This window comes from Nocardioides sp. AE5 (genome assembly GCF_031844485.1).
Classification (GTDB): Bacteria; Actinomycetota; Actinomycetes; order Propionibacteriales; family Nocardioidaceae; genus Nocardioides.
Genome location: NZ_JAUZVI010000004.1, coordinates 38,665 through 63,338 on the forward strand (window position 1 = coordinate 38,665; position 24,674 = coordinate 63,338).

The window sequence follows — 24,674 nt, forward strand, 5'->3', positions numbered from 1 at the left end:
AACCACCTGTCGCGACCAGTTCGTCCGCGATGGTTCATAGAAGGAGCTTCACATGATTAATCGTACCAATCGAGTTCGGATTATGCACCGCGTTGTTACGCACGGCGACACCGTTTACGTCGGTGGCGTCACGGCGTCAGACACATCCGCCGATATGTCTGGGCAAACGACGGAGGTCTGTCAAACCATCGAGGGCCTTCTCGAGGAAGCCGGGTCGAGCAAGGAGGACCTCTTGACCGCGACCATTTACGTCGTCGAGATGCAGCAAAAGGATCAAATGACAGATGCATGGCTAAAGTGGCTCGATCAAGAACACCTTCCCGCGCGAGCAGTCATTGGAGTAGCTGAGCTGGGCCATCCACGGAAACTGGTGGAGATCGTAGTTACGGCGGCACTGTCGACACATTCGTGAAGAGAGGCGCCATAATGCCCAACGTATCGATTGAACTTTTTGAAGGCACCGACATAGAAGAACGTCAGGCCATCGTTGATGGAGTTACTCGCACGCTCGTGAGCGCCTTGGGGGTCGCCCCAGAACGAGTCCGAATTCGATTTGTTGACCTCAAGCCGTATGATGTGGCAAGGAATGGATCGTTCGTCTTTCCTTCACATTGATCTATTCTAATTGGCGAATTCAGATCGTGCGCAGCATCGCGGGCACACCGCCCGGGCGGGTTCGAAGCTTCGTCGCCCAAGTCGAGACACCACTCTCAAGAGGCCCCCACTCTCCCTCAAGGAGGTTGGCCGATTCCTCCTGCGTCTTGGTTGCCGATGTTCTGCGGCCTGTCAGTCGCGCTAAGTGACCCACCCCTCGGGCTTAATTGAAAGACAAATGAAATCAGCGAACCAGAGCCTTTTCGATATCATCAGCGACTCCCCTGGCCGCCGCAGCTACGCTGTCACGATCGGGAAATCTCCCAGCTGGAGAAACCAGACCGATACTGCCGACTGCAAATCCATGTCGCCCACAGATCGGCACCGCGAGGCCTGATGTTCCAGATCGGACTTCGTCTTCCGTGAACGCATACCCCAGGCGCCTAGCTTGCCCCAGATGCTTTTCGAGGCGGGCCCGATCTGAATCCGAATTACATAAACGGATAATTTCGTCTACAACTGCCTCCTTTGATCTTGCCAGGATGGCGATACTATGCCCTCCCGTCGCGAGAGAACTTCGAAATCCAATCGGATATCGGACTTGGTTGAGGCTGACTTGACTGACTTGCTGACCCATGATGACCGACTGCAATCCGTCAATCGCCGCCAGAATGCTCGTTTGGCCGAATTCGCTCGACAACTTGTTGAGGCCGGGCTCTGCTGCATTTCGAATGTCACCCTCAACACCGTCTGCCAACTGAAGAAGCGCAAATCCAATGCTGTAAGAGCTTCCTTCGCGACGAACAAAGCCGCGTTCGTGTAGAGTCGTCAGCAGGCGATGCACGATTGGTCGACTGAGACCGGTCATTCGAGATAACTCGAGCGCAGTGGCAGAAGAAACTTCGCCGAGAATAAGAAGTAGCCTCAAAGCGTTATCAACCGTTTTTGATTTTTCTGCCAACTGGACCTTCATTCTTCCGGTTAATCGAGACGGGCATGATCGTTGCGATCTCCATTGTGCCGCAAAGCGTCGTTGGAACGCAATTATAGGTGCCTGGGGTCTGGGTACTGAAAGTCTCAAGGGCCCTGCGTGTCAGGGTGAGTTGAGTCCAGTGGTTCACAGCAAGTCCGCCTGACGCAGGGCGAGATTCAGGATCAGATCACCTATGTTGAGTTCAGTTGTTCCGAACGCGTCGAGCATCGCGGATGATGGGTCGATGAGCAGTGAAGATGCCGGTCCGCGTGCTGGCGGCGCGGCGCGTCGCCGGTCGTTCACCCCGGCGCAGAAGTTGAAGTATCTGGCCGCCTACGAGGCCGCGTGCGAGACCGGCCAGGGTGGTGCGTATCTGCGTCGCGAGGGCCTGTACTCCTCGCTGATCACCGAGTGGCGCCGGCTGCGCGACGCCGGGATGTTGGAGGGTAGGAAGGCGGGGGAACGGATCGGGCGTCCGAGTGCGGAGCAGGCCGAGATCGCCCGGCTACGTCGGCGGTTGGCCGAGTCGGAGCGGAAGTTGGCCACCACCGAGACCGCTTTGGAGATCATGGGAAAAGTCTTTGGCTGCCCTGGCGGGCAGGCCCGTTCCGGGCTGAAAATGGGTGCTCCGGTCGCCCGTCGACGTCGTTGTGCCTTGGCCCTGATGAGGCCGTGGAAAAGTCGGGCGCTGGGAGTTGCGGTGTGAGCCCTTCCATGTCGCCGTGAGCACGAGGATTAGCTTCGATTCTTCGATTTGCAGCTCCTACGGGCGGCCGGGCTGAACATGCCCAGCGAGTATCGGAGGTGGTGACGGTGTTGGAGGACACCGAAGATCGTGAGGTGATCATCGACCGGGTTGCGGCGCTCGATATCGGTAAGGAAGAAGTCGTCTGTTGTGTGCGGGTCCCTGGCGCTGAGGGCAGGACGCGCCGAGTTCAGGAGGTGCGGAACTGGTCCACGATGACCCGGTCGTTGATCGGGCTGGCCGAGTATCTCTCGGACTTGGAGGTGACCCGGGTTGTGATGGAAGCGACCAGCGAATATTGGAAGCCGGTGTTCTACGTCCTTGAGGCCGCTGGGTTCGAGACGTGGCTGGTGAACGCGAAGGACGTCAAGCACCTGCCCGGGCGTCCGAAGACAGACAGGTTGGACGCGGCGTGGTTGTGCAAGGTCGCTGAACGGCAGATGCTGCGACCCAGTTTCGTTCCGCCGCCGATCCGCGTGTTGCGTGACCTGACCCGGTACAGGTGGGACCAAGTCGCGGCCCGTACCTCGGAGCAGCAGCGGGTCGAGAAGTTGTTGGAAGACGCGCAGATCAAGTTGTCCTCGGTTGTCTCCGACATCTTCGGTGTCTCTGGTCGTGACATGCTCCAGGCTTTGATCGACGGTGAGCGTGACGCCAAGGTGCTGGCCCAGTTCGCGCGGGGCCGGATGCGGGTGAAGCTGACCGTGCTCGAAGAAGCGTTCACTGGACGGTTCAGCGACCACCACGCGTTCTTGCTGGACAAGATGCTCGGCCGGATCGACACCATCAACCGCGACATCGCCGACATTGAGAACAGGATCGACACTGAACTGCTCCCTTTCGCTGGCGCCGTGGCACGGTTGGAGGAGATCCCCGGCGTGGGCCATGCCGCCGCCGCGGTGATCATCGCTGAGATCGGGGTCGACATGTCTCGGTTCCCCACCGCCGGGCACCTGTGCTCGTGGGCGCGGTTCGCTCCCGGGGTCAAGGAATCGGCCGGTAAGCAGAAGGGCAACGGCTCGACCGGTCACGGGACCGGGAGCTGAAGAGAGCCAACGAAATTCTCAAGCGCGCAGCGAGTTTCTTCGCCGGCGGTGACTCGACCGCCAGCACAAGAAGTAGCCGCGTTCATCGACGCCAACCGCGACGACGTCGTCGCGGGCCGGCGTCTGGGGGTCGAGCTCATCTGCACCGTGCTGCAGGTGGCCCCGAGCAGCTACTACGCGTTCAAGAACCGACAACCATCGGCCAGAGCTCAGCGCGACGAGGTGATGGCGCCGGTGGTGAGGCAGTTGTGGGAAGACAACTACCGCGTCTACGGCGCCCGGAAGATCTGGAAGGCCGCGAGAAGTGGTGGCCACGACATCGGCCGCGATCAGGTGGCCCGGCTGATGCGGGCCGCCGGCATTGAGGCCTGTCTTGCACCGATTTAGTGACCCAGTCGCTCAAGTAGATCGCGGACCTCGCTGGGGATCTTCGGTTCGGCCGTGATGGTCTGCCCGGCGACGCTGATGGTGATTTCCCGTAGGGGCCGCAGTGTCGTGACGAGCTTCTTGATGCTGACGCCGGCGAGTTGTTGAAGATGACGTGCGATCGCGAGGGCCGCGAAGACGATGGTCAGGTGGGCCTCGATCGCCTCGCGCTTGTGGTGGAACATCGGCCGGGCGCGCAGGTGAGTCGGCCTGGGGCGCGGTGCCGAGGTTTCCCTCGGTCCGTCTCCCCAGGCCGCTCGCCGAACCCGGCGTGCGCCTCTCAACGCACCGGGCTCTCCACGGCATCTGCCATCAGGGTGTTCATGCAGCGACCCAGGGGTTGGGGATCGAATAGCCCCGGTAGCGGTACCGAGTGATCGGCACGCTGTTCGGGGACACCAGCTCGATCCCGTCCGCGTGAATGGGTCTCCAGCCCCCGTTGGGGCCGGCGAGCCAGCGGCGGACAGCATGCCAGTTCCAGCGATGCCGTTGACGCATCATCCGCACGAGCCGCCACCAGATGAAGTGGTGGAGTCGGTCGAACGTGTGGGACGCCACGGCGTGCCGGAAGTAGGTCGCCCAGCCGCGCCAGAACAGATTGATCTGCACCAGCACGTCCTTGAGGGGTCGCTGTGATGTGCGGCGGGTCCAGGCACGGATCTTTGCCTTCGCCTGCCGGATCGCCCGGTCTGCGACGAAGGTGTAGACGTACCACTTGTTCGTTCCTCGCTTGCGGCGCCACTGGATGTGGAACCCGAGGAAGTCGAACCCGTCTTCCATGTGCACGACCTTGGTCTTGGTCTGCGACAAGCGCAACCCCAAGGGTGCGAGCACATCGGCTATCTCGTCCTGCAGTGCCTCGACGTGGCCTCGCTCGCCATCGACCAGCACGACGAAGTCATCCGCGTAGCGGATGACTCGCCAGTTCGGCCGGGGATCGCGGCGTGACCGTCGTCGCTGTTGACGCTGAGCATGGGTCGACATCTCGCCGCCAGGTTGCCACCCTGCGTGCAGGTGCTCATCGAGCGCCGACAACGCGATGTTGGCCAGCAACGGCGACAAGATGCCGCCTTGCGGTGTGCCGGTCGGGGTGTTCATCTCTTCGCCGAGCTCGGTGAGGATCCCGGCCTTGAGGAACGCCTTGACCAGCCGCAGCACGCGCTTGTTCTTGACCCGACCACGCACACGTTCCATCAGGGCTGTGTGGTCGATCGAGTCGAAACATGCCTCGATGTCCGCGTCCAGCACCCAGCGGTAGCCGTGGGTGCCGAACCGGTGAATCTCGGCGATCGCGTCGTGTGCTCTCCGGTTGGGCCGGAACCCATAGGAGACCGACAAGAAGTCGGCCTCGAAGATCGGTTCCAGCACCACTTTCAGCGCCGCCTGAACGACTCGGTCCGCAACTGTGGGTATCCCAAGTCGGCGGACCTTGCCCGATCCACCCGGTTTGGGGATCTTGCGCTCCCGCACCGGCTCGGGTCGATACGTTCCCTCCTTCAACTGGGAACGTAGGTCGTCCAGGAAAGGGGCCACTCCGATCTCGGTTTCGATCCGGGCCACGGTCAGCCCGTCCGACCCCGCGGTACGGGCCCCCTTGTTGCCCTTCACGCGCTCCCACGCCGTGATCAGCGTGTAACGGTGATGGACGAGATTGAACACATCGTCGAACCGGCGGCCAGGATCGGCCACCGCCCAACGGTGAAGTTTGACCTGCATCTCCGATACCCACTCGGTCCGGGTCAGCGCCCGACCCGATGGAGCGTCGCTGTTCAGCGTCGCGTCTTTCGGCATTGCAGCCTCCAATCCTTCTCGATTCCGCTGCCGCCCTTCCCCATGTGTCCGGCTCTCCCGGACTCGGAGTACTACGACGGCTCCGCCCCATCCCGACCCGATCAGCCGACGATGAGCCCAGCCGACAAGTCACGCTGGCCGCGCGACGTGCCCGGCAGGGCCGGGATGGTTCCCGTGTTCACTTGCTGTTCGCTCGACGAAGGAGGCACCCGACTTTGTCCCTGCGGCTTCGCTGTGGCTATCCCGCAGCACTTCGCCACAGCCTTCCCCTCAGACCGATCAGACCTCCGGGAAGTTCCTCATCCTCACGGTCAAGGACAAGAACGCACCGCTCCCGGCCCATATCCACCAGGTTCGAGCCGGTGTCCATTAGAGGGACGTAATCACGCCGGTTGCTCGCGTATACCTCTTCGTCTCGCTCACCTCAGCCCGCGCCATCTGGCAGTACTGACACGTCTGGGCTTCCTCGGGGCCGCTTGCCGCCCAGCCCGGCATCTCCCGGGTCAGGCTGCCCCGCCGCTTCAACCGTCGTGCTGCGACACAACGGCGGTGTAGGTCTCTCACCTCCACTCAAACAACAAGCGCCTCACGGCGCACGGTCGGTCTTGGACATCCGGAACGACGCCTCGACCTGCCACAGGGCGTGGTAGCTCGCGATGACCTCGCGTGCGTCCATGAGATCGGCCTCGATGTTGGTGACGTAGCCCTTCAGCCCGACCAGCCCGCGGGCTCTGGCCAGGGACGCTTCGTCGAGCACGCTCGCGCCGTTGCGCGCCTTCACGAACCGTGGTGTCCGGGCGGCCTTCTCACCGGCCACGACCGCACGGGCCTTGTTCTCCTGCAGCGTCAGGGTCTTGTTGTCACGCACCGCCCGCTTGGTCGAGTAGGCCCACACCGCACGCCACGACTTCGCATGCACGCTCGGGTCCCACACCGGCTCAGCCCGCACCATCGGATCCGAGGCCTTGACCGCGGTGCCCCGCTGATCGCGTGGGGTGATGGTGTCGATGACCTGGCCGTCGGTGAAGGCGGTGCCGTGCCAGCGGAAGTGGGACTCCAGATCCTTCGGCGCTTTGGTCACCCGCGATCCGACGATGAACCGCAGGCCCGCGTCGTCGAGCTCGCGCAGGTTCGACGAGCTGAGCATCCCCGCGTCGGCGACCACGACCATGTCCGCGATGCCGTGCCGGGCCTGGAACTGCTTCACGATCGGGACGATCGTGGTCGTCTCGGCCTTGTTCCCTCGAAGCAGCCGATCTCAAGGGGGAACCCGTTGCGGTCGACCAACAACCCGACCACGATCTGCGGGTCGACGCGGCGTTCCTTGGAGTAGCCGACCTTCCTGAGGGCGTCCTCCTTCTCGGTCTCGAAGTACAGCGTCGTGACGTCGTAGAGCACCAGACTGACGTCGCCGTTGGTGGCGGCATGGGCGAAGCACGCGGCTGCAATCTGGTCGCGGTAGTCCCGTGCTCCGGCACGGCGCAGCGTCGCGGAGAAGGTGTTGCGGTGCGCCGGCGTGAGGCCGAGCTCGCCCAGCACCCGGGTCGCGTCGCTCATCGAGGTCGGCTCCACGATCCGCGCCAGAACGAGTTGAGAGAACGCCTCGTCGGCGATGACGTCGAACCCGAGTCGCTTCCACGCTTCGCTGACGACGTCGATCAGCAGCCGGGAAACCTGGTCCTCCACGATCGCCCGGCTCGGCCTTGGTGCCGACCCCAAGCCAAGATCGAGCTCGCTTTGGCCTGCCTCGATCTTGGCGCGTGCGGCGGCGACCAGCGCAGCAACCTCAGCATCGCTGTGAGCGGAGCCGAGATGTTCCATGACGACGTTGCGGCGGTCCACCTTACGGGCGATCTGGACAGCCGTTGCCCCCGAAGCCGTCTTCACCTTCCGCACGAACACCACCAGCGAAATCTAGCCGGTTAGTGACCCACAACGACACACCACAAGCCGCTGACCTGCGACGATGCCGAGAATGAACCCAAAACCAGGCCCCACCTGTGCAAGTCAGGTCGGACGCCGGGGTCCAGACCTTGCCCGGGACGAGCTTGATCGCGTCGCGGATCTTCTCGGTGATCGCGAATCCCACCGAGTACTCGACCTTCCGGCCACGGACCCTGCCCTGCTCGGTGAGCCAGTCCAGCAAGTCGTGCGATGCGCCAGCGCCATCGGAACGGATCAGCAGATCCTTGCGGCGAGTGCCGGGGATCTGCGCGATCGCCTCGGTGAGGACCTCGATGTGATCGTTCGCCGTGTTCGACCCCGCTCGACCGGTGCGCAGCATCGCTGCGAGGAACTCCTCGGTGTTGTCGCACCACACGCCGAGCGGGTGGAACCCGAAGGTCCGCTTGAACGTCGGCGCAGCCTGTTCCTTCTCGCTGTGTGCGATCACGATCGTGGCATCGACATCGAGCACCACCGTCGAGCCGAGATCGGTCCCGGCGACCTTGCTGGCCGGCAGCCCGCCCGGCAGCTGTGCCCACACGTGTCGCCGAGTCCGTGCCCGCGCGATGGCGATCTTCTTCAACCGACCGGGCGTGACTTCGTCCAAGGTGCGCCACACCGTTGGCGGCGATGCGACCGGACCCAGCACCCCGGACTGATGGCGCAGCACGTCGATGTCGGCGATCGCCTCACCACCATCGGCGAGCATCACCGCGACATCGACCAACACCCGGCCCCGGTCATGGACCGGGGAGAACGAACGCCGCGTCATTGCCTTCCACAGTTCAGCCGTGAGGCCGGTCCGGTCGGCCAGGAGGCGGAGTCCGACGCTGCCCGCGTGGGCAACCACGCCGACACCATCAGCGGAAACGGACAAGCCCGTAGACCACGAAGTACGCTTCACCTGCAGAGTGCCTTCCGGTTGGAGATCTTGAGTCGTCGCAAACCCAAGTTTCCCCTGCTGGCCAGGCACTTCTGTGCTTCTACGCGCCGATCACGCCGCGAACTCGTGAACGATCCGGGCTAGAAGTGTCCCGGTCCTGAGAGGTCAAATCCTCGTCGTGTAAGGATCAACCGCTCCAATGCCATAAATGCAGCGTTTAGAACATACCCCAGCATGCCGATAAGGACCACGCCGGACCACATGTCAGCGAAGGAAAACGTGCGCTGAGCTTGGATGATAAAATATCCGATCCCCTCCGTGCTCGCCACCAGTTCGCTGACCACGACCATAATTAGGCTGAGGCTCAAGCTCGTTCGAGCCCCAGCGAAGATCCTCGGCATTGCTCCGGGCAACAAGACCCAAATCACCTTGGCCCGTCCGCGGATACCGAATATCCTCATGGAATCAAGAAGAACGGGATCTATCCCTCTGATCGCGCCAATGGTATTCAACAGAACCGGCCAGACGCAGGTGAATGCGATCAACGCGATCTTTGCACTTGCGCCGATTCCCAACGCGACTACGGTGATCGGGATCAGCGCGGTTGGCGGGATTGACCGGAGGAACTCAATGAGCGGCGCGGACGGGCGCCGGAGGAGACTGAATGACCCAAGTGCCACTCCAGCTACGATGCCGATAGCGAGTGCGATGAAGTATCCCGAAAACATCCGAGCCAGGCTGGGAACGATATGGTTCTCCCAGCCAGCAGACAGCCAATTTCCGCGGAAACTTGTTCCAACGGCCGACAGGTCTGGGAAAAATGGACTTGGTCTAGTTTGCGCCATCAACTCCCACGCTGCCAAGGCTGCGACTACCGCCACACCACCTATAATAACGTGCATGCGCCGTGAAGGTTGCGTAATCATTTCGTCGCCCCCCCAAACTCGTCGGACCACGGTAGCCATCGGTCAAATAGCCACAGAGAGGCAAGGTTCAATAGCACTCCGATCACGCCCGTCGATATTATCAAGCCATACATCTCCGGGAACGCCCCCGCATTCGCCGAGTGAGTGATACTGTTCCCCAGTCCGGGAGAGCCGATCACGATTCCCGCCGTAATGGTCAAAATTAGAGCGATAGCCATCGATAGCCTAATTCCCATGGCAATGAACGGCGCAGCTGACGGCAGCGTAATCACTGCAAACTGCCGCGATCGAGATAGCCCGAACACCTTGGCCATGTCCCTCGTAACCGGATCAACCGCGTGAGCTCCATAGACGCTATGGATCAATACCGGCCAGACCGCGCCGAGCGCGGAAAGGATGTACGCGCTGGTGAATCCCGTTCCATACAGAACCACCACGACGGGAATTAGCGCGACTGTAGGGATGGGCCGCAAGAATTCCACGAGGCCGCCTAGGCCGGCACTTACCCATTGGCTGGCTCCCATCGCCAGACCGACAATGACACCAAGGAGCGTCCCGATTGAGAGTGCCACAAACCAGATACCAAGCGTGTCCAGAACATCTCTCCAAAACATTCCAGAGCCGGAAAGCTTCACGCAAGCCCCGACAACAGACGAGAGTGGTGGAATATATGAACTGTTCACTACCCCAACCCGGGGGCCCATTTCCCAAGCTACGAAAACGGTCAAGTAAAGACCTGTCGCAGACCACAGGAGTTTGAAGTTAAGGGTTTGCATGACCTGACCAATCATAAATGGCGGGAGAGTCGGTGTTGATCCTTAAAGTTCAACGGCTCTCAACAGCGTTGAAGTGCCGCTCTCAATGATTTGCTTTTGTTCTGCACGGGCTTCAATGAACAAAGGGTCATTGTGGTACTTTTCCCATATTTCGTCGCGAGAAGACGAGTCATCAAATCGGAGCATGAAGGCGAAAATCCTGTCTGATTCGGCAGATGTCCACGCACCGACAACCTCACCTCCATATCTCTCGAAGAGCGGCGCTGACACCGTCTTGAATCGTTTGATCATGCGATCACCTTGCCCCGCCGAAATCTCATAAAATCGGAGCTCAAACAATACCTGATCGGACTCTTTCATACATCCTCCTTTAGACCGCTTAACCTCAGGCTACAAATGGTACGCGACGGACTGCCGAAACTCTCGAACCCCAGCGCCTCCCCGCTCCCGTCCATAACCAGAAAGTCCAAACCCGCCGAATGGTGCTCGCGGATTAAAATCGCCACCATTGATGTACACGCTTCCCGAGATGACTTGGCGGCCAATCGACATTGCCTTCTCAGATGTAGCTGCCCAGACTGAATTCGAGAGCCCGTATGGCGTCGAGTTTGCGATTTCAATAGCTTGTTCCTGTGTATCAGCGATCATCACGCTGAGCACGGGTCCGAAGATCTCCTCCTGCGCGATTCGCATCGTTGGCTCAACATCCCAAAAGACAGTTGGAAGCACGAAGTAGCCATGGGCCGGCAAAGCGCTCCGTGCCGCGTACGTCAACGGCCGCGCCCCTTGACAAGCGGCAAGGCCCAAGAACTCCTCGACGCTTGCCTTTTGTTCAGACGAAATCAACGGGCCAAGATGCGTTCCCGGGTGCCGCGGGTCACCGACAATGGCCTCCTCTAGGAGACGCTTCAGCATCCGTTGAACATCCCCGGCACTCGCTCTCGGGATAATCATCCGCGTCGTCGCAGCGCAGGTTTGACCGGAGAATGCCATGCATCTCCAGAACGTGTCCTGCACGGCTCGGGCCAGATCACATCCGTCGGCAAGTAGGGCAGCGCCCTTCCCCCCGAGTTCAAGAGCACACTTCTTCACACCCACAGAAGCCAGTCTCGCGATCGTCTCACCCGTCGCCTTGGAACCAGTGAATGACACCATCCGCATGGATGGATGTCGGACCAGCGCCTCTCCGACTGGGGTGCCGCGCCCAGTTACGAGATTGAACGTCCCAGGGGGAAAACCGGCTTCATCGATGTACCTAGCCAACGCAAACGCAGTGAAACTGGAGAGTTCGCTTGGTTTGAGAACAACTGTGCAACCGGCGGCGAGCGCGGCGGCAACCTTCAATGACGCCTGATAGAGCGGCGCATTCCACGGAACGATGCACGCCACAGGCCCGATTGGGCGCTCCTCGACTTGCGAATTTCCTACGGTGTAATTGGCTGATTCATGAGCGATGAACTCGGCTGAGTCCTCAAACGCAGAGGCAGCCATCGCCACTTGCATTGGGTTTACCGCACGCGAGGGAACCCCAATTTCAGAAACTAGTTGATCTGCCAACAACTCCTCATCCGCGCGTATGGAACGGGCGACGAGGCGAAGGTACTCTGCCCGCTCAAGAGCACGGGACCTCGACCATGATTCTTGGCTCGCCTGAGCCGCGATCGCGGCGTCGTCAACGTCTTGGGTGGTCGCGGAAGGGACGCTGCCGATCACCGATTCGTCAATCGGACTCCGCACCAGGATGGACTCACCCCCGTCAGCATCACGCCATCGTCCACCTATATAGAGTTGACGGTACTCGTGAACAGGCCTCACAAATCCACCTCGACGAAGCGACAGCCAACGCGGTCTGAGTCGCGCCAGTATGATCTCATCAACATCCTTCAACACCCCTTGTCGGGCGAAGCTGGTCGACAAGAAGGTGCCATGGACTCGGCATAGCGCCAACCGGAACTTCTATCAGCGTTGGGGCGGTTTCCCCGCTTAGCTCATTCAACGCACCGGCTAGGGATCCGGGATCTCCTATTCTCAAAGAGGAGATTCCAAACGCTTCACCCAAGGCAACAAAATCCGGATTCGTTAGGTCTGCACCGATTATGTTGCCGAACTCTGTTTCCTGAATACGTTTTACATTCCCGAAGCAGTCATCGTTGAAAACAACTGTCGTAAGTCCGATACCATACCGTTTAGCCGTCGCAAGTTCTTGCAGCGCCCATCCGAACCCGCCGTCGCCAAGAACCGCGACGTGCATCCTTTCCGGACGGCTAAGCCGCGCACCCAAGCCAGTTGGGAACGCGTACCCCAGCGTGCCCTGGTATCCCGCCGTCACGAAGGTGTCAGGCTCATACACCGGATACCCGGCCGCCGCTAGATAGCCGACTTGGGTGAGGTCGTTGATTAGCACTCCGTTGTCGGGAATACCAGCTCTCAGGGCCTTCACCCATTCGGCTTGCGGCGTTACTGCTTCGATCTGGCGCCGACACCAGTCACGCACTGAGTCAAGAGTTGAGGACTCCCAGTACCTAGTCCCCGCGCCACTCAGCTCGCCTGCCAACGCCTTCAAGAACTCCTTCGCGTCGGCGCACACTGTCATATCTGCCTTTCGCGGCGGCCCAAGGTCTGCGGAGTCGATATTGACCAGGATCACTGAGTGGCCTGGCGCAGCCGCTCTCGGAGCGCCAGAAGCGGTTAGAAATCTTGTACCAACGCAAAGAACAAGATCTGCCTCCTCCAAGAGCGCGTCTGCTGCAAACGCGGGGAATGCCAAGCGGTGTCGATCCGATAGACTTCCTCGGCCATTCCTGCTCATCACAACAGGTGCGTTGAGTGTTTCGGCAACTCGCTGAAGATCACCGGTTGCCTCACTCGCTTGGACACCCCGTCCGACGTAGATCAAGGGCTTTCGCGAGGCCCGAATTCGTGCTGCGACCCCCACCACTTCTTCTGGCGCGGGGCGCAATCCGGCTTTGGTGCGCTTGGGCTCACAAAGATCAGCCTCGCCAGACGCTGCCAACACATCCATCGGAACCTCGATGGCCACCGGCCTCGGGCGCCCCGACAGTGCTACCGAATAGGCCTCGTTCACCAGGGTCGGAATCTCTTCGACGGTCCGAGCCAAGGCGTGCCACTTGGTAAGGCCCCTTAGGAATCCTGTTTGATCCGGGATCTCATGGAGCAAGCCAAGGCCGCGACCCAACGCGTGACGAGGCAACTGTCCAACTATGCCCACCACAGGAGACGAGCATGCATAGGCCGTCGCCAAGGCAGCCCCCACGTTGAGGGCACCCGGGCCAGGAACGACCATGAATGTGCCCGCGCGACCTGACGTCCTCGCGTAACCGTCTGCCATATACGCAGCGCCTTGCTCGTGTCGCGTTGTAAGGAACCGCAATCCACGATCTTGCTTGGCCAAACCATCCAATGCATGATCCAGTTGGAGTCCGGGAACACCGAAAACGTCCGTGACCCCCTCGCGAACCAACTGTGCACCCAGAATCTCGCCGCCAGTGCCCTGCATACCAACTCCAATCGCTCAATGCTGCACATCCAGGGATTCTCAGAAGACCAGCGGTATCAATCTCGATGGTCCGTGACAGGCCTGACCTATTCGTCATATATCAAAGCAAAGATCGAGTCATAATCCGGAGCAGAGTTCAAACTTCCTCGTTCAAGCATTTCGTCTGCAATCGCCACCACGCCACTCCGCGAAATGGATGTGACCAACACTGGAAGCGCCATCGCATTGGCAGCGGCTTCAGGCACCTTCGTGTACATGCCCACTATCGACCGGACCTCTTCAGGATGCTCAGCCGCGTAGACCGTCGCGCGGTCGACAACTTCACGGAACTTGTCGACAACGGCAGCGTTCTCAGTCGCAAAATCTGCTGTTGCATAGTAGGCGCCGATTGGCAGGCCCGGCCTGGCTTCCACCCAGTTGTAGAGCACCGGACTCATCCCCGCAGCTTTTGCAGCTCCAAGGAAGGGTTCGACCACCCACGCAGCATCCACTCGACCGGCCTCAAGCGCGCCGATCATCTCCGGAAGACCCAGTTCAATAAACTTGACGTCATTCGGGTCGAGTCCCAGCTCCCTCATTGCAAGGCTTATTGTCAAGTCACCGACGCTGTGCAACCCGTTTACGGCGATCGTTGCACCTTGTAGATCTGCCGGGGTGTCGATGGGGCCGTCTTGAGGAGCGACAACAGCCGATGTGAGAAACTCAACGTCATCGACTGAATCAGCACTGACATTGTTGGCCGCCACCGCACGCAAGTCGATTCCATTCTGGGCGGCAAGTAGAGCGGATGGAATATTACTTGCACCAAAATGCAACTCCCCATTTAGCATAGCGGGAATAATGGCAGCTCCCCCGGAGAGCACCTCAAGTGTCACATCGAGACCGGCCTCCTCAAACCAACCCTTTTGCTCTGCGATATACAAGGGTGCGTGAACAGTCAGTCCGGTTGTCCCGACCCTGATCTTGGTCACCCCGTCGACTTCTTCGAGTTTCTGGGAACCACTCCCCCCACACGCCGTGGTCATCAGTGACAACGCGAAGGCCAGCGCGAGAGCCAGTTTCCAATTCATTTTACGCATTCTTGAAGATTCCAATCACTAATTCTAACGAAACTCCAGGGGTAGGCAAAAACAGAACCACGACTCAGTTGACTTGCCTCCATTCCCATGGGTTGGACTCGGTCACTCTCAAGTGTCCACGACGGACCAGTTCCGTCATATGCGCGTGGGCAGTGGTGTAGGAACTGACGCGACGCGCATATCGAGGCCAGTGTTTCGCCATGGCACCGACAACGAACTCGAGTGACAGGCCGTCCTTCTTTTCTCGGGCCAGAGAAAGAAGAAAGTCATCAATCTCCCCAATCAAGTTTCGAGATTCACGGATGAGGAAACGCAACTGATCTCTGTTACATAATCCGTGGTGCGCAGTTGCGGTCCATTTTGGATTCAACTCCTCGTAGAGATCAAGAAGTGCAGAATATCGCGCCACGTCAGCGTACAGAGGAAAGGAGTCCTGTCGCCGAGAGAATGGGTGGCCACGCGCGATGAGCGAGTCGCCTGTGAAGAGAACGTCGGCTTCGACATGAAGGACTGCAATGTGTCCCGCACTGTGCGACGGCACTGAATAAATCCTTAGAGTATGCCCGTCTCCGATATCGATTACATCTCCGTCAAGAAGATGCCGATCTACACTCTGGTCCCCCCCCTTGAGTCGTCGCGCACGTTCCAAGAACGCTTCATCTGGGTTGTAGAGTGGCCGGTATCCACAATAGTTTTCTTCAAGGAATACGGAAGTGTTTTCGATCCATCGAGCCTCCGCTTGCGCCGCTGCGATCTCTAGGCGAGGGTTCGCGGAACGCAGTTCTGTGAGCCCTCCGATGTGATCGTGGTGCGCATGCGTCACCACGGCAAGCTCAATGTCCGACAACGAGCGACCGAGTTTGGCGAGCGCGGGAGCTATGTGTGCCTTCGGTGTATCTACAACGCCTGCATCAATGACCGTCAATCTCCGGCCTGTGATCACGTAGGCGGTCAGTGGCGCATCCTCAAAGGGGGCGTCAATTGCGTAGAGACCTGGCTCAAACTGAACAGTTGGGCCGAGGGCGACCTCAAAGTGACTCATCGTACTCCATATCTTTGCGGCTGACAGACGAGGATCTCGTTCGTTTATGCGAGATCCGCACGAATTCGTGATCTGAGTTCTGAGAATCGTTGCATCGACTTGGTCGCAATCTGATCGCGTTGATCCGGAAGTTGCACTTCGTATTCAGCACGAATGGTAGTCGGATTCTGACTTAACACCATCACGCGGTCGCCGAGATAAATCGCCTCGTCAATGTCATGTGTTATGAAGAGAATTGTCATACTGTGGTGCGCTCGCACCCTGAGGATCAAATCCTCGAGATCCTCTCGTGTTTGTGCGTCGACGGAAGCGAATGGTTCGTCCATGAGAAGAATACTTGGCTGAAAAGCCAAGGCACGCGCGATCGAAACTCTTTGCTGCATCCCACCAGACAACTGACGAGGGAACTTTTCAGCTGCGCCTGCCAGTTGAACCTCTTCCAAACTGGATCGAACGCGAAATTCGACCTCACCTCTGCTGAGCCCTTTGGCGCGGAGGGGAAGTGCGACATTGTCCCAGACGTTGAACCAAGGCAGTAAGGACCGTCCGTATTCTTGAAACACGATCGCCAAGCTGGGGATGGGGCCATTCAGCACTTTCTCATTGAGTGCGATAGATCCACTTGTCGCCGGTATCAGCCCAGAGATACACCTGAGCAACGTCGTTTTGCCACATCCGGATGGTCCAACGATGCAGAGGAACTCCTGATTCTTCAGCGTGAGCGATAGTCCTTGAAACACAGGCGCTTGACTCTCGGCATACGCCTTGCTCAAGTTGTCGACCCTCAGCATAAATACCTCGCCTCGTGTTTCGCCGTCAGGAACCAGGCCAGCCCACCGAGAACTGGGTCATACGGAGAACCTTGACGCAGTTGATCCATTTATCGGACGTCAACGTTCATCTATTGATGAATATAGTCACTGGTGCTTGGCAGGTTGTCAAGGGCGATGGGCAATCACTTCGGTCGCGCACCTCGAGGCCGAAGCCCACTTCCCTAGCGCCTTGTGGACCCGCTGTGAGGCTCGTCGAGGTGCCATGGGTGACCCGGAGTCATTCCTTCGATCCGCTGCATGGGTCTGAACCCCGTTAGGGCCAGTCTTCTCGGCACCTCGTGGGTGGCTGCGTGACCGACTATCGGTGTGATCGACAGGAGTGACCAAAGCCACCCGATCTCGACCCTAGGCCGGAAGGTTCACCATGGCTCCCTACGTGATCGAGTTCGATCTCCACAGCCGCATCCACGTCGTGGCAGCAGGCGACCAACACATACGATGCGTCGCCAAGTACGAAGCCGGTGCAGCGCCCGTCAACTGGCCGAACTTTTGGCTCTCCTGACACATCTGTGGGTGTCTGAGCGCGCCTGAACGGGCCGCACGCCGCCTCCTGTCTAGGTTTCTGAGCTGTCAAGGAACAGGAACCAGGTGCACAAGGAGAGCGGCGTGCGTGATGTCAGCCTATGGCGGGGTCTGCTCGGGGTCGAGAAGACGGTGATCGAGAGAGTCGAGTACGACGAGGAAGCGCGGGTGTTGGTCGCTCACGTCCGGCCCACCAGCAGGCAGCGGGGCCGGTGCGGGATCTGTCGGCGTCGGTGCCCCGGCTATGACGCTGGGCCGGGACGGCGTCGCTGGCGGTCGCTCGACCTCGGTACGACGATCGCGATGCTCGAGGCCGACACACCTCGGGTGAAGTGCCGTGACCACGGGGTCGTAGTCGCGCATGTGCCGTGGGCTCGACACGACGCCGGGCACACCCTGGCCTTCGACGACCAGGTCGCCTGGCTCGCGACGCGGGCATCGAAGACCACCGCGACAGAGCTGATGCGGATCGCGTGGCGCACCGTCGGGGCGATCATCACCCGCGTCTGGGCCGACATCGACGCTCAACACGACCGTCTGGCCGGGCTGCGGCGGATCGGGATCGACGAGATCTCCTACAAGAAGGGCCACAAGTACCTGATGGTCGTGGTCGACCACGACACCCGACGGCTGGTCTGGGCCGCACCGGGCCGCAACAGTGCGACCGTCAGGGAGTTCTTCGACCTCCTCGGCGCCGAACGCTGCGCCCAACTCACCCACGTCAGTGCGGATGGAGCTGACTTCATCGATTCGATCGTCGCCGAGATGTGTCCCGGCGCGGTCCGGGCCGCTGACCCGTTCCACATCGTGAAGTGGGCCACCGACGCCCTCGACGAGGTCCGTCGCGAGGCGTGGAATGACGCCCGCCGCAAAGCCAGGAACGAACCCAAGCGTGGCCGTGGACGGCCACCGGCTGACGCGCCACCACGGCCCGGCAGCGAGCGGGCCAAGTCGCTGAAGGGTGCCCGGTACTCGTTGTGGAAGAACCCGAAGACCTCACCGAGAACCAGCAGGTCATGCTCGCCTGGATCGCAGCGACCAACCCGAGGCTGTATCGGGCCTACCTGCTCAAGGAAGGGCTCCGGATGGTGTTTCGGATGCCCTACAAGGCCGCCATCACAGCACTCGACCGGTGGATCAGTTGGGCACGACGCTGCCGGATCCCCGCGTTCGTGAAACTGCAGAAGAGCATCGTCAAGCACCGAGCCCGGATCCTCGCAGCGATCGAGCACGGCCTGTCCAACGGGCTCATCGAGTCGACCAACACCAAGATCCGTCTCATCACCCGCATCGCCTACAGATTCCACTCCGCCGACGCCCTCATCGCCCTCGCCATGCTCAACCTCGGCGGCTACCGCCCAGCCCTCCCCCGGCCGAAACTGACCCACAGGTATGTCAGGAGAGCCGAACTTTTTGACTGGATCAGCAGCACCGGCGCACAGGTGGTCGCCGTCGAGGTCGGCAAGGACCACTGACTTGGGCTGGCCAGCCTTCTCCTCGCCGCGGGTCGCACCGTAGGGTTCAGCCTTTCTTCCCCCTTCGCGCAGACATTCGAGAGATGCCGCAGATCCGACACCTTTTGTTCACGTTGCACATCTGGTCAGTCGACTCCATCAAGCGGAAACGTCATGCGGAAGGTCGTCGTGCGTGTTGGAACGGCTTTCGAATCGGGTTGCCTTGACCAATCCGGAGAATGGCCCTTATAGGCACTCTATCCGGTGCCTGGCTGGCGGTAACCCACCCTGTGAGAAGTGTGCTCAAGCCTCGCAACTGGCCGTTCTCTTCGTGCCGATGGAACCGACGCCAGGGCTCTCGGTCGGGCGGCCGGACATAGACGAGAACGCAGCCAACCTACTGCATGGTTTCCCTCCGTTTGGCCGGTGTGTGCCCACGCAATGTCGGCGGCTCAATCGAAAGCACGGATATACGCCCAATCCTGCCACGGTGTCAGGCGGAGCCCCGAGCCTCCTGTCGCGCGGTGTCCCACGCCACAACGGCCAGCGCGAAGTCGGCAACGCTGTGCAGCAGCCGGGCCAGCACGGCCAGGCTGCTCGCGGCCACCAGGCCGGTCGTCGGGGCGAGCAGGAGAACGAAGGTGGCCTCGCGAGCACCCAACCCGGCCGGAGCCAGCACGATCACCACCCCCGCGGCGTACGCCAGCGCGAAGGCGGCCGTCATCGCGGCCAGGTCGGCCGGCGACGGGTCCGGAGCCAGTGCCAGCAGCGCCAGCGAGTACGCCGCCCAGGCCAGCGCCATCAGCACGAGCACCACGCCCAGATCGGCCCAGGTGAGGCGCACGCCGGGCGTGATCGGAGCCGCGATCCGGTTCACCACCGGCGGCGCCATCCCGACCAGCGCGACCGCGATCCCGGCCACCAGCAGCCAGGTGGCCAACCGGGTGTCGACTCCCCCGCCCACAGCGATCGCGCCACCGAGCACGATCGCGGTGGCGACATGGAAGCCGAGGAAGACCAACCCGGTGCCGACCGTCGCCCGCAGCGGTACGTCGTACCGGCGGGCCAGCTTCGCCTGGACACCGATCGACCAGACCGAGCCGGGCACGTACTTGCCCAACTGGCCGGTGAAGAAGACCGAGAGGCCGCCGCGCACCGGCACCCGGTGCCCGTGCGCGGCGAGCAGGCGCAGCCAGACGAAACCTGTCGCCACCAAGCCGGCCAGGACGAGCGCCAACCCCGCCAGTACGCCGCCGACCGAGGTCGCGGCCAGCGCGTCGCCGACCTCTCCCCACCTTCCCCGCAGGCTCCACCAGGCGAAGAAGCCGGTCACGGCCACGAAGGCGACGCGCCCCAGGTTCAGCCAGGTGGCCCTGGTCATCGCTCGGCCGGCTCGGGCACGGAGAGCAGTGCGGTGCGCGTGGGGTAGGGCAGCGACGGGGTCCGGCCGCGGGTCCAGGTGGTCGCCACCCGGTCCCCCAACGCGGCGATCGCGTCGCGGTAGCGCTCGCGGTCCACGTTGTCGAAGACGATCAGGCCGCCGGGGGCCAGCCGCTCCACGGCCCTGGCCAGGCACGCCTCGCGGGCCCGCCCGTCGATCACGACCAGGTCGAAGTCACCTGGGACGTCGTCGATCGCGGCGACGTAGTCGGTGAAGTCCAGCCCCTCGAAGCCCGGCTTCGCCGAGGCCTGGTCGCCGGCACGCAGTCCGCCGGGGCGGCGGACGGGCTCGACCACGGTCAGGGTGGCGTTGTCGGGCAGCACCTCGCGCATGGTCGCGGCCCAGGCCGCATCGTGCTCGACCGAGTGGACCTGGCCGGCACGCTTGCCGAGCCAGACCGTGGACGCGCCCGAACCCCACTCGAAGACCCTGGCACCGGGGCGGGTGGCGAGGAACCACTCGACCTGGTCGGCGGAGGCAAAGGTCCACCACGGGGTGTCGTGGGGCAACAGGTCGGCCAGGTCATAGATGGAGAACCAGGAGCGCACCCACATTCCGGTGCGCGAGCGGGCCGCCCACCGGTCGAGCAGGCCGAGCAGGCCGAGGGTGGCCAGCACCGAGCGGAGTGCGCGCAACCCCGCGACGTACACCCGCTTCATCAGGCGCCGTTCGCGCTCGGTGCGTGCTGGTGCCCGGACCGGGTCGATTGCCGGTCGCCGTTGGTGTTGCGGGCGTGGACGACGAGTTCGGCGAGCAGGCCGAAGAGGGTCAACTGGAGCCCCACCAGGACGAAGAGGACCCCGGCAAGGAGCAGCGGCCGGTTGCCGATGTCGTTGCCCAGGGCCAGCTTGTCGATGGTCAGGTAGACCAGCATCGCCAGGCCGAGCAGGAACGTGACGATCCCGACGCCGCCGAAGAGGTGCGAGGGACGGTTCTCGTAGGAGAGCAGGAAGCGCACGGTGACCAGGTCGGCGAACCCGCGCCAGAAGCGGGCGATGCCGTACTTGCTGCGACCGGCCATCCGGGCGTGGTGCTGGACCGGGACCTCGGCCGTCGCATGCCCCATCCCGTGGGCGATCACGGTCAGGTAGCGGTGCATCTCCCCATAGAGCATCGGCGAGATGTCGGCGGCGACCTCGGCGGTCATCATCTTGAATCCGGAGTTGAAGTCCTTGCCGGGCGTGCCCGACATGGTCGCGGTGACCTTGTTGTAGACCTTGGAGGTGTTCCGCTTGATGAAGCGGTCGTTGCGCTGCAGCCGGGCACCGGTGACCAGGTCCGCCCCTGCCTGCAGCCGCTCCAGCAGCCGGGGCAGTTCGGTGGGGTCGTCCTGGCCGTCCGCGTCCATCATCACGATGGTCTCTGCGCCCTCGTCCAGGGCCCGGGCGAAGCCGTGCTTGAGGGCTGCCGCCTTGCCGACGTTGCGGCGCATCGTCTCCAGGCGCACCTGCGGGTGCACCGCCATCAACGCGGCCATCACGCCAGCGGTGTCGTCGGTGGAGCCGTCATCGACGACCAGGACGCGGCCCTCGGGCTCCAGCGCGATCACTTGCTCGAGGATCCTGGGCACCAGGACGGCCAGGTTCTCTGCCTCGTCCAGGGCTGGGACCACCACCCACAGCGACATGTTGCGGATCAGTCCCGGTTCTCGTCCTGCGCCCGGCGGGCCGCGTCACGGATCTCGAAGAGCTCGGTGGCCAGGCCACCCAGGGTGCGGGCCACGTCGCGGACGGCACCGGTGATGATGCCGCCGACCTGGCCGACCGCGTTCACCCCGGCCTCGACCGAGTCCTGGAGGGCGTCCTTGCGGATCTCGGCGTGGCTGATCTGGTCCCGACCGGCGACCTGGTCGCGGGCAACGGGCTCCCTGCTGTCCTGGCTCATGATGGTCCCAGTCTGTCACGCATCCTCACGCGTCGGCGAGCCTGTCCCCGGAGGTCTCCGCCAGTACGTCGCGCAGCGCCGGGATCCGGGCGCACAGCTCGGTCACCGCCTCGGAGGTGAAGTGGACGACCTCCAGCGGGGTGGCCGCCACGACCGTGGCGGTCCGCAACCTGTTGTTGACGATCGCCATCTCGCCGACCACGTCGCCGGGGCCCAGGCGGGCCACCTCGACGTGGTTGCGCTGGATGGAGACCTCGCCGGAGACGATCAGGTAGGCCTTGTCGGCAGGGGTCCGCTCCCAGATCAGGGACCAGCCCTGGGGCACGGTGACCCGTGTCCCCTGGGCGTGGACCTGCTCGAGCTCGGCGCGGGTGAGTCGATCAGCGATGTGGCTCATCTGGCTCGGTTCCTTCGTTCGGGGCGTGTCACGCCGCGGAGGCGGCGTACTCACCAGCCGGGGCCTTGGCGGCCTGGGGACGGGTCGGCTTCTCCTTCTTCGGGGGCAGCGCCATCCGGCAGATCTTGGCGAAGACGCTGCCGAGCTGCTTGTGCAGCGGACCGGTGTTGTAGGGCAGGCCGTAGCGCTCGCAGATCTCGCGGACCTCGACCGCGATCTCCGGGTAGCGCCGGGCCGGGATGTCCGGGAAGAGGTGGTGCTCGATCTGGTGGGACAGGTTGCCGCTCATCAGGTGGAAGAGCGGGCCGCCGGTCAGGTTGGCCGAGCCCAGCAGCTGGCGGTAGTACCACATGCCGCGGGACTCCTGGCCGTCCTCGTCAGCGATCTCGTCCTGGGTGAAGGTGGCCACCCCGGCCGGGAAGTGGCCGCAGAAGATGATGTTGAAGGCCCAGATGTTGCGGACCAGGTTAGCGGTCGCGTTGCCGGCGAAGGTGAGCGGGAACAGCGGGCCGGTCAGCGCCGGGAAGAGCAGGTAGTCCTTGAGCGCCTGCCGCTTCACCTTGCGCATGATCCCGGCATGGAGCGCCTTGTTCTCCTCCATCTTGCGGGTGCCGTTGACGATGTTCTCCACCTCGAGGTCGTGCAGCGCAACGCCCCACTCGAAGGCCACCATCAGCAGGAACGCGTAGATCGGGTTGCCCAGGTAGTAGGGGTGCCACTCCTGGTCCTCGTCCATCCGCAGGATGCCGTAGCCGATGTCGCGGTCCTTGCCGAGCACGTTGGTGAACGTGTGGTGGATGTAGTTATGGGAGTACTTCCACTGGTCCGAGGGGCAGACGTTGTCCCACTCGTACATCCGCGAGTTGAGGCCGGGGTCGCCCATCCAGTCGTACTGCCCGTGCATCACGTTGTGGCCGATCTCCATGTTGTCGAGGATCTTGGAGATGCTCAGGCTGGCCACGGCCAGCGGCCAGGCCGGCGGCAGGTAGAAGAGCGCCCGGCCGGCGACCTCGAAGCCGCGCTGGGCCTTGACGACCTTGCGGATGTAGTTGGCGTCGTCCTCGCCGAGGTCGGCGATGATGCGCTGGCGGATGGCGTCCATCTCCTCGCCGAACGCCTTCAGCTGCTCAGGGGTGAGGGTGATCTTGTCGCTCATGGTGCAGGTCCTCTCAGAGGTCGATGGTGCAGTCGCCCTCGGCGGCTGACACGCAGATGCGGATGTCTTCGTCGGGCAGGGAGGAGGTCTCGCCGGTCAGCACATTGGTGACCGTGCCCTCCTTCTTGGTCGCGGTGCAGGAGAAGCAGATTCCCATCCGGCAGCCGAACTCCGGCTTGAGGCCGAGCGCCTCGGCCTGCTCCAGGAGCGTGGCGCCGGTGTTCTCCCCGACCGCGCCGGAGCGGGAGAAGCTGATCTCGCCCTCGGCGTCACCGGTGCTGCGGGCCGGCGGCTGGAAGAACTCCACCTGGAGCGCCTCGGAGTCGCCGTACGCGCCCTTGACGGCGTTGATCAGGCCGGCGGGGCCGCACGCCCAGGTGGGGATGTCGCGATAGCCGGGCACCAGCCGCTCCAGCCAGGCGGGGCTGAGGGCGGGGTCACCGAGCTCGGGGTGGAGCAGGTGTACGTCGACGCCGTAGCCGGAACGGGCCACCTCGGCCAGCTCGTCGGCGAAGATCTGGTGCTCCGGAGACTGTGCGTAGTGCAGGAAGGTGATCCGGCCACGGTGGGTGCGGCGCTGCAGCGTGCGCAGCATCGACATCACCGGGGTGATCCCGGAGCCGCCGGAGATGAAGATGATGTGCTCGGGCACGTGCTCGGGGAGGACGAAGTCACCTTCGGCCTGGGAGAGGTGGACCATCTGCCCGCGGGTGGCCTCGGTGGCCAGGAAGCGGGAGACCACGCCGTCGGGGTTGGCGCGCAGGGTGATCGTGAACGGCTCCCCCGGGCCGGCCTCGTGGGAGGAGACCGAGAAGACGCGGGTGGTGCGCCGCGCCCCGTTGATCTCGACGCCGAGCTGGACGTGCTGGCCGGCCCGGTGGCCCGCCCAGGTGCTGGTGGGCTGCAGGGTCAGCGTGGTCACCGGCGGGTGGCCGGGCACGTCGACCTCGCGGTCGATCTCGATGATCCGGGCGCGGACCTCCCTGGCCGCCCACATCGGGTTGACCAGTTCCAGGTAGCGGTCGACTCCGTGGGGCGAGGTCAGGGCCTCGAGCGCCCGGGAGCCGAGAAGGGTCTGGACGATGCTCATGACTGGGTTCCTTTCAGTGAACATCCGTACACCGAAACTGTAACGCCGTTTCCCCGTATCGCGTCAACGTCTCCGCCTGTGACGGTGCCCACCCCGGCAACACTCGTGCACTGTCATGGAAACCACCTGTTCACTGAATTGTCGTCGAAACTCCC

24 protein-coding genes and 3 pseudogenes are annotated in these 24,674 nt (G+C 62.4%); 6 read left to right on the forward strand and 21 right to left on the reverse strand.

Going from position 1 to position 24,674, the window contains the following annotated elements:
• Positions 1-52: 52 nt before the first annotated feature.
• Together Q9R27_RS07760 and Q9R27_RS18750 are read left to right on the forward strand one after the other, a co-directional pair.
• Positions 53-412 (forward strand): RidA family protein, encoded by a 360-nt coding sequence (locus Q9R27_RS07760; RefSeq protein WP_311251788.1) that lies wholly within the window; start codon positions 53-55, stop codon positions 410-412.
• Positions 413-426: 14 nt separating this feature from the next.
• Positions 427-615, forward strand: coding sequence for a tautomerase family protein (locus tag Q9R27_RS18750; RefSeq protein WP_397219658.1), 189 nt, complete (start codon positions 427-429; stop codon positions 613-615).
• Between the two features lie 223 nt (positions 616-838).
• Here the strand turns inward: Q9R27_RS18750 and Q9R27_RS07765 are convergent, their stop codons facing one another.
• On the reverse strand, positions 839-1,567 hold the full coding sequence (locus Q9R27_RS07765) for a helix-turn-helix domain-containing protein (protein WP_311251789.1): 729 nt from the start codon (positions 1,565-1,567) through the stop codon (positions 839-841).
• A 244-nt stretch (positions 1,568-1,811) separates the two neighbouring features.
• On the opposite strand from Q9R27_RS07765, the pseudogene Q9R27_RS07770 reads away from it, so the two are divergent.
• The 3 genes and pseudogenes from Q9R27_RS07770 to Q9R27_RS07780 all read left to right on the forward strand — a co-directional run.
• Positions 1,812-2,153: pseudogene (locus tag Q9R27_RS07770) on the forward strand (IS3 family transposase); the annotation flags it as partial.
• Between the two features lie 254 nt (positions 2,154-2,407).
• Complete coding sequence (locus Q9R27_RS07775) at positions 2,408-3,358, forward strand: IS110 family transposase (RefSeq protein ID WP_311251790.1); 951 nt, start codon at positions 2,408-2,410, stop codon at positions 3,356-3,358.
• Positions 3,346-3,724 (forward strand): annotated as a pseudogene (locus tag Q9R27_RS07780) (IS3 family transposase); the annotation flags it as partial. The gene Q9R27_RS07775 and the pseudogene Q9R27_RS07780, both read left to right, overlap by 13 nt.
• A gap of 17 nt (positions 3,725-3,741) precedes the next feature.
• Here Q9R27_RS07780 and Q9R27_RS07785 read toward each other — a convergent pair.
• The 13 genes from Q9R27_RS07785 to Q9R27_RS07845 form a co-directional block, all read right to left on the reverse strand.
• Positions 3,742-3,969, reverse strand: coding sequence for a hypothetical protein (locus Q9R27_RS07785; protein WP_311251791.1), 228 nt, complete (start codon positions 3,967-3,969; stop codon positions 3,742-3,744).
• Between the two features lie 136 nt (positions 3,970-4,105).
• The gene (ltrA, locus tag Q9R27_RS07790) at positions 4,106-5,575 is read right to left on the reverse strand and encodes a group II intron reverse transcriptase/maturase (RefSeq protein ID WP_311251792.1); all 1,470 of its coding nucleotides are present in this window, start codon (positions 5,573-5,575) and stop codon (positions 4,106-4,108) included.
• 586 nt (positions 5,576-6,161) lie between these two features.
• Positions 6,162-6,782, reverse strand: a complete 621-nt coding sequence (locus Q9R27_RS07795) for a transposase (RefSeq protein ID WP_311251793.1) — start codon at positions 6,780-6,782, stop codon at positions 6,162-6,164.
• On the reverse strand, positions 6,779-7,480 hold the full coding sequence (locus tag Q9R27_RS07800; protein ID WP_311251794.1) for a hypothetical protein: 702 nt from the start codon (positions 7,478-7,480) through the stop codon (positions 6,779-6,781). The genes Q9R27_RS07795 and Q9R27_RS07800 overlap by 4 nt, the downstream gene beginning before the upstream one ends.
• Entirely contained in the window at positions 7,419-8,492 is a 1,074-nt protein-coding gene (locus Q9R27_RS07805) for a transposase (protein WP_311251795.1), read from the reverse strand. Before Q9R27_RS07805 ends, Q9R27_RS07800 begins: the two co-directional genes overlap by 62 nt.
• Before the next feature lie 50 nt (positions 8,493-8,542).
• Entirely contained in the window at positions 8,543-9,130 is a 588-nt protein-coding gene (locus Q9R27_RS07810; protein WP_311251796.1) for an ABC transporter permease subunit, read from the reverse strand.
• 194 nt (positions 9,131-9,324) lie between these two features.
• Positions 9,325-9,963 carry an ABC transporter permease subunit gene (locus Q9R27_RS07815; RefSeq protein WP_311251797.1) on the reverse strand — a complete coding sequence of 213 codons (639 nt, stop codon included), beginning with the start codon at positions 9,961-9,963 and terminating at the stop codon, positions 9,325-9,327.
• A gap of 183 nt (positions 9,964-10,146) precedes the next feature.
• Complete coding sequence (locus Q9R27_RS07820; protein ID WP_311251798.1) at positions 10,147-10,464, reverse strand: NIPSNAP family protein; 318 nt, start codon at positions 10,462-10,464, stop codon at positions 10,147-10,149.
• A gap of 30 nt (positions 10,465-10,494) precedes the next feature.
• Complete coding sequence (locus tag Q9R27_RS07825) at positions 10,495-11,994, reverse strand: aldehyde dehydrogenase family protein (RefSeq protein ID WP_311252016.1); 1,500 nt, start codon at positions 11,992-11,994, stop codon at positions 10,495-10,497.
• Positions 11,978-13,621, reverse strand: a complete 1,644-nt coding sequence (locus Q9R27_RS07830; RefSeq protein ID WP_311251799.1) for a thiamine pyrophosphate-binding protein — start codon at positions 13,619-13,621, stop codon at positions 11,978-11,980. Before Q9R27_RS07830 ends, Q9R27_RS07825 begins: the two co-directional genes overlap by 17 nt.
• Positions 13,622-13,707: 86 nt before the next feature.
• Positions 13,708-14,691 carry an ABC transporter substrate-binding protein gene (locus Q9R27_RS07835; RefSeq protein WP_311251800.1) on the reverse strand — a complete coding sequence of 328 codons (984 nt, stop codon included), beginning with the start codon at positions 14,689-14,691 and terminating at the stop codon, positions 13,708-13,710.
• A gap of 73 nt (positions 14,692-14,764) precedes the next feature.
• Positions 14,765-15,742 (reverse strand): MBL fold metallo-hydrolase, encoded by a 978-nt coding sequence (locus tag Q9R27_RS07840; RefSeq protein WP_311251801.1) that lies wholly within the window; start codon positions 15,740-15,742, stop codon positions 14,765-14,767.
• A gap of 44 nt (positions 15,743-15,786) precedes the next feature.
• On the reverse strand, positions 15,787-16,515 hold the full coding sequence (locus Q9R27_RS07845) for an ABC transporter ATP-binding protein (protein WP_311251802.1): 729 nt from the start codon (positions 16,513-16,515) through the stop codon (positions 15,787-15,789).
• Positions 16,516-17,265: 750 nt separating this feature from the next.
• On the opposite strand from Q9R27_RS07845, the pseudogene Q9R27_RS07850 reads away from it, so the two are divergent.
• Positions 17,266-18,572: pseudogene (locus tag Q9R27_RS07850) on the forward strand (ISL3 family transposase).
• A gap of 472 nt (positions 18,573-19,044) precedes the next feature.
• Here Q9R27_RS07850 and Q9R27_RS07855 read toward each other — a convergent pair.
• From Q9R27_RS07855 to Q9R27_RS07885, 7 genes are read right to left on the reverse strand one after another with little or no spacing between them, the layout of a single operon-like run.
• The gene (locus tag Q9R27_RS07855) at positions 19,045-19,932 is read right to left on the reverse strand and encodes a lysylphosphatidylglycerol synthase domain-containing protein (protein WP_311251803.1); all 888 of its coding nucleotides are present in this window, start codon (positions 19,930-19,932) and stop codon (positions 19,045-19,047) included.
• Positions 19,929-20,651 carry a class I SAM-dependent methyltransferase gene (locus tag Q9R27_RS07860; protein WP_311251804.1) on the reverse strand — a complete coding sequence of 241 codons (723 nt, stop codon included), beginning with the start codon at positions 20,649-20,651 and terminating at the stop codon, positions 19,929-19,931. Before Q9R27_RS07860 ends, Q9R27_RS07855 begins: the two co-directional genes overlap by 4 nt.
• Positions 20,651-21,619 carry a glycosyltransferase family 2 protein gene (locus Q9R27_RS07865; protein WP_311251805.1) on the reverse strand — a complete coding sequence of 323 codons (969 nt, stop codon included), beginning with the start codon at positions 21,617-21,619 and terminating at the stop codon, positions 20,651-20,653. Before Q9R27_RS07865 ends, Q9R27_RS07860 begins: the two co-directional genes overlap by 1 nt.
• A gap of 8 nt (positions 21,620-21,627) precedes the next feature.
• Entirely contained in the window at positions 21,628-21,876 is a 249-nt protein-coding gene (locus Q9R27_RS07870) for a hypothetical protein (protein WP_311251806.1), read from the reverse strand.
• Between the two features lie 25 nt (positions 21,877-21,901).
• Complete coding sequence (locus Q9R27_RS07875) at positions 21,902-22,273, reverse strand: cyclic nucleotide-binding domain-containing protein (RefSeq protein WP_311251807.1); 372 nt, start codon at positions 22,271-22,273, stop codon at positions 21,902-21,904.
• A gap of 28 nt (positions 22,274-22,301) precedes the next feature.
• Entirely contained in the window at positions 22,302-23,429 is a 1,128-nt protein-coding gene (locus tag Q9R27_RS07880) for an acyl-CoA desaturase (RefSeq protein WP_311251808.1), read from the reverse strand.
• A 13-nt stretch (positions 23,430-23,442) separates the two neighbouring features.
• Positions 23,443-24,519, reverse strand: a complete 1,077-nt coding sequence (locus Q9R27_RS07885) for a ferredoxin reductase (protein WP_311251809.1) — start codon at positions 24,517-24,519, stop codon at positions 23,443-23,445.
• Between the last annotated feature and the right edge of the window lie 155 nt (positions 24,520-24,674).

Bases quoted from the DNA above. Each gene is read 5' to 3' on its own strand.
- Q9R27_RS07855 (WP_311251803.1), bottom strand. From the start codon at position 19,932: ATGACCAGGGCCACCTGGCTGAACCTGGGGCGCGTCGCCTTCGTGGCC.
- Q9R27_RS07870 (WP_311251806.1), bottom strand. From the start codon at position 21,876: ATGAGCCAGGACAGCAGGGAGCCCGTTGCCCGCGACCAGGTCGCCGGT.
- Q9R27_RS18750 (WP_397219658.1), top strand. From the start codon at position 427: ATGCCCAACGTATCGATTGAACTTTTTGAAGGCACCGACATAGAAGAA.
- Q9R27_RS07880 (WP_311251808.1), bottom strand. From the start codon at position 23,429: ATGAGCGACAAGATCACCCTCACCCCTGAGCAGCTGAAGGCGTTCGGC.
- Q9R27_RS07785 (WP_311251791.1), bottom strand. From the start codon at position 3,969: ATGTTCCACCACAAGCGCGAGGCGATCGAGGCCCACCTGACCATCGTC.
- ltrA (WP_311251792.1), bottom strand. From the start codon at position 5,575: ATGCCGAAAGACGCGACGCTGAACAGCGACGCTCCATCGGGTCGGGCG.
- Q9R27_RS07885 (WP_311251809.1), bottom strand. From the start codon at position 24,519: ATGAGCATCGTCCAGACCCTTCTCGGCTCCCGGGCGCTCGAGGCCCTG.
- Q9R27_RS07830 (WP_311251799.1), bottom strand. From the start codon at position 13,621: ATGCAGGGCACTGGCGGCGAGATTCTGGGTGCACAGTTGGTTCGCGAG.
- Q9R27_RS07865 (WP_311251805.1), bottom strand. From the start codon at position 21,619: ATGTCGCTGTGGGTGGTGGTCCCAGCCCTGGACGAGGCAGAGAACCTG.
- Q9R27_RS07875 (WP_311251807.1), bottom strand. From the start codon at position 22,273: ATGAGCCACATCGCTGATCGACTCACCCGCGCCGAGCTCGAGCAGGTC.
- Q9R27_RS07860 (WP_311251804.1), bottom strand. From the start codon at position 20,651: ATGAAGCGGGTGTACGTCGCGGGGTTGCGCGCACTCCGCTCGGTGCTG.
- Q9R27_RS07835 (WP_311251800.1), bottom strand. From the start codon at position 14,691: ATGAATTGGAAACTGGCTCTCGCGCTGGCCTTCGCGTTGTCACTGATG.
- Q9R27_RS07765 (WP_311251789.1), bottom strand. From the start codon at position 1,567: ATGAAGGTCCAGTTGGCAGAAAAATCAAAAACGGTTGATAACGCTTTG.
- Q9R27_RS07810 (WP_311251796.1), bottom strand. From the start codon at position 9,130: ATGTTTTCGGGATACTTCATCGCACTCGCTATCGGCATCGTAGCTGGA.
- Q9R27_RS07840 (WP_311251801.1), bottom strand. From the start codon at position 15,742: ATGAGTCACTTTGAGGTCGCCCTCGGCCCAACTGTTCAGTTTGAGCCA.
- Q9R27_RS07820 (WP_311251798.1), bottom strand. From the start codon at position 10,464: ATGAAAGAGTCCGATCAGGTATTGTTTGAGCTCCGATTTTATGAGATT.
- Q9R27_RS07760 (WP_311251788.1), top strand. From the start codon at position 53: ATGATTAATCGTACCAATCGAGTTCGGATTATGCACCGCGTTGTTACG.